The 4,078-nt window shown below is 61.9% G+C and carries 2 protein-coding genes; one reads left to right on the plus strand and one right to left on the minus strand.

Annotated elements, in window-relative coordinates:
• The first annotated feature begins 186 nt into the window (after nucleotides 1-186).
• A complete protein-coding gene (locus tag ACP5EL_RS09455; protein WP_428402265.1) occupies nucleotides 187-1,533 on the plus strand; it encodes a deoxyribodipyrimidine photo-lyase in 1,347 nt (448 codons plus the stop codon).
• A gap of 56 nt (nucleotides 1,534-1,589) precedes the next feature.
• Here the strand turns inward: ACP5EL_RS09455 and ACP5EL_RS09460 are convergent.
• The coding region (locus ACP5EL_RS09460) for a family 16 glycoside hydrolase (RefSeq protein WP_428402264.1) at nucleotides 1,590-4,078 on the minus strand (2,489 nt) is incomplete at its 5' end.

Raw genomic sequence — 4,078 nt, forward strand, 5'->3', positions numbered from 1 at the left:
CCTCCTTAAGTTCTATTTCCGATCGGCTCTTATTTAAATGAGGTGGCTGCAGGGCCCGAATTCATCACCCTGTCCTCTGATTTGGGGGCCGATATATCGGGCTTGAGGATGACGAGGGTCGAGGCCGCCATCTTCATAAAGTTTCTGTGCGCAGGATCAGACCAATTTTTGGAGAGGGATGCTGCCATGAACCCGGATCGAGCAAGGATTTTGAAGGAGGGCCGGGGCGAGAGGGGGCCGGTCGTCTACTGGATGAGCAGAGACCAGAGAGCCGAGGAGAACTGGGCTCTCGCCTTCGCCCAGGAGCTGGCATCGAAGAGGGGGTCGCCCCTCGCGGTCATCTTCTCCCTCACCGAGAACTTCCTCGGCGCCACCGCGAGGCAGTACGGTTTCATGCTCCGGGGCCTCGAAGAGGTCGAAGAGGCTCTCGCGGAGAAGAAGATACCCTTCGCCCTCCTCCGGGGCGATCCGGGAGAGACGGTCTCGGGGTTCGCGGAGGAGCACGGCGTCGGGGCCGTAGTCACCGACTTCTCTCCCCTCGCGGCGAAGAGGTCCTGGAGCGAGACGGTGATGCAGAGGCTGGAGATCCCCATCTATGAGGTGGATGCTCACAACATCGTACCCTGCTGGCGAGCATCGCCGAAGCAGGAGTATGCGGCCCGGACATTCAGGCCGAAGATCAGGCGGATGCTCCCTGAGTTCTGTGATGAGCTTCCGAGGCTCAAGGTCCATCCCATCCCCTGGGACCTCGGCGAGGGGGTTGACTGGGACCGGATCAGGCGAGCCATCGACGTTGACCGCTCCGTTCCCGAGGTGGACTGGATCGCGCCCGGCGAGAGGGCCGCCCGAAAGGCTCTGCGTCGATTCCTCGATGAGAAGCTCTCGGCATACGATGGGGAGAGAAACGATCCGAGCCTGCAGGGCCAGTCGGACCTCTCGCCTTATCTCCACTTCGGCATGATCTCAGCCGCGAGGGTCGCCCTGGAGGCGGCCGGGCGCGATGCCGACCCCACCTCCAGGGCCGCCTTCCTGGAGGAGCTGGTGGTGAGAAGGGAGCTATCGGAGAACTTCTGCTTCTACAACCCCGGATACGACTCCTTTGCGGCCTTCCCCGACTGGGCGAAGAAGACTCTGGACGACCATCGGGACGACCCCCGAGAGTACCTCTACGATCAGAAGGAGCTGGAAGCTGCAGAGACTCACGACGACCTCTGGAACGCCGCCCAGATGGAGATGGTCCTCCGGGGGAAGATGCACGGCTACATGAGGATGTACTGGGCGAAGAAGATCCTAGAGTGGACTGAGTCTCCCGAGGAGGCCCAGAGGATCGCCATATATCTCAACGACCGCTACGAGCTGGACGGAAGGGATCCGAATGGATACGTTGGAATCGCCTGGTCCATCGGCGGGGTCCACGACCGGGCCTGGGGTGAGAGGGCGATCTTCGGCAAGGTCAGGTATATGAGCCGCAAGGGTGCGAAGTCGAAGTTCGACGTCAGATCTTACGTCGAGAGGGTCGCCTCTTGGAGCTGATCTTAGATGCCGGATCTTCAGAGAATGTAAGCCGAGACCCTCCCGGGCCCTTCACCCTATATCGCCTCCCCCGGGACCATCCCATCCCAGCCTCCGGGCGGGGCGTCGATGAGGATCTCGCCGTATTCGGGCAAGCCCCAGCCAGAGCCGGCGGAGCCACCGGCTCCTACCGCCTCTTTCGAGACGGGACCTGCTGCCGAGGCTGACGATCCATCCGCCTCCGTCACCACCACGTCGTCGAACTCCACCCCCACCTGGGCGTAGCTGAAGAGGCCGACGCCGCCGCTCTCGATCTCGCCGTCCCGAACCTCGCCCCAGAGGACGCCGTCTATGTAGACTCTGATGACGTCGCCGTCGAGGGACACCTCCAGGTTGTACCACCTTCCAGGATCGTACCGAACAGCTTCGCCACCGTCACTCTTGAGTACCGTCTGGACGCCGCCCTTTATCCTGTCCAACCTTCGCAGGGGTCCTGTGCTGCTCTCGTCGCCCACCCAGAGAAACCGATAGTAGTTGGAGGAATCCTCGTACCTGAAGATGAGGCCGATGCCGTCGTTGTCGACCGGCTTCACTCTCGCCATGAAGTCGTAATTCCTCCAGGCCGGTCCTCCGGCGGTTACGTAGGTGCCAAGGTAACTCCCCTCCGCCCCCTCCGACCCGCCGAAGTCGTTGCTGTTCTGCCGCAAAACCCCTTCCTCTGCCGAGACGGTCCAGCTGCCCAACAGGCCGCCGACGGTCCAACCGGCCATATCGCCGTCATCGAAGTCGTCGGTGAAAGGCAGCCCTTCGGATTCGATCCCGGACCCGTCCCCAGAGTCCTTAGAGGGGAGCCCATAGACCCAGGCGATACCCTCTCCGGCCGTCTCCGCATTCTGCGACCAGGTGGCGGGGTCGGAGTCGAGGATGGTGTACTCGCCGGGCGGAAGGGTCAGGTTCGGCCGGATCGACCAGTAGGCGTCGGGAACGCCGCCGGACCCAGGCTGTCCAGAGGCGGGCCAGATGCCCAGGACCAGGCCCCTCTCGTCCTGGAGGCCGATCATCCCCGGATTCTTGCCCTGGCCACGATTCCAGTGGTAGGTCCTGATCTCGGTGATCGTCCACCCCCGATCGATGACGAAGCTGGTGGGACTGGTGGGACCGTTATCCACGGCCCAGATCGAGTTTCGCTCGAAGATCAGCTCCTGCTCCGCTGCCGGGTCGACTTCCGCTACGTCTCCTGACTCATCTTTCGCCCCATCCTCGGCCTCGCCCCCCAAGACCGTCTCATCGCCCTCACCTTCCGCGCCCAGGTCGAGGACGCCCGAAAGGCTCGGCTCCATCGTCGACGTCCCCGACCTGAGATCCTCAATCTCGCCTCCGTCTGCGACCTCAGAGGTCAGCTTCTCGCCAGCACAGATGGAGACGTTGGTGAAGGAGACGACCTTCGCCGAGGACTCGCCCTCGGGGCTGATCACGTCCAAGTCCACGAGGTCGGTCCCGGTCCCTGATATCTCGAGGCTGTACTCGAGGTCCATGGGGAGGAGGTAGATCTCCACCTCGCCAGACTCCATAACCTCAGCTCCAGGGATCTCGTTTGTGACCCTTCCATCGACGGTCCCCACCCTTCTCCCCGATGAGTCGGTGAAGAGGGCGTCGGCGGGGCACTTCAGATCCACCGCAAACTTGCCCTCGTTCTTGAGGCCCTCGATGAAGCCCCTGGCCATCTCCTTCAGACCTGGGAGGAGGGAGTTCGCCTCCTCCAGGGGGATGGTCCTGAAGACCGGGTTTGCGGCGATCTTGGAGGGGGTTCTAGATCCATAACTCTGACTTCCGCTCTGAACAGAATAGTAGAGGAAGCCGTCCAGCCAGAGCAGGGCGACAGGCATTGGTTTCTTGAGATTCTCCAGATCCTTCATGAGGGTGTTGGAGTCGTAGATGTAGACCTGCTTGTAGTCCTCGCCCTCCACCTCCACCAGCTTGTAGGCGAGGACGGCATGACCCCAGGTGCTGTTATTTTTTTGGCCTCGGAAGCTGATTAAAAGGGGCAGGCGATCTTCTTTCAGCGAGCGCTTCACCGCCGCGTAGGTCCTGCTCTGGCTCTCACTGCTGCTCGAGCCGTACCCCCGATCGAAGTACTGGCCTGCGTCAGAGAGGAGGGATCTCATCACCGGGATCATCTGAGCCCGCTGGTAGATGTCTATGTTCTGGCTCGCCTCCTCAAAAGACATATGATAGGCCTTCTTCGCCACGGGCCGCAAGGACGGGTCTGTGAAGTAGAGGGCGGAGGTGGCGGCCATCCCGTAGCAGTGGCCACCCGCCCCGGACCGGTAGCTCTCGTTGAAGTAGTCCCAGAGCCGCGCGTAGGTGGTGGGGAAGAAGAGCCGCAGCCACAGGTCCTTATCAATGGATGAGGGTACGCCTGCGGCCACGGTGGCGATCAGCTCCTCGGCCAGCTCCTCGGTCTTGCTCTGGTTGAAGTTGTAGTTTTTGAATCGATAGGCATCGTCGACGGCGCTGTAGGCCCGCTCTCCGTTGTGAGCGTAGTAGACGTTGACGGTGATGGAGA

The organism is Methanocrinis sp. (assembly GCF_049974945.1).
In the GTDB taxonomy this organism is placed as follows: Archaea; Halobacteriota; Methanosarcinia; order Methanotrichales; family Methanotrichaceae; genus Methanocrinis.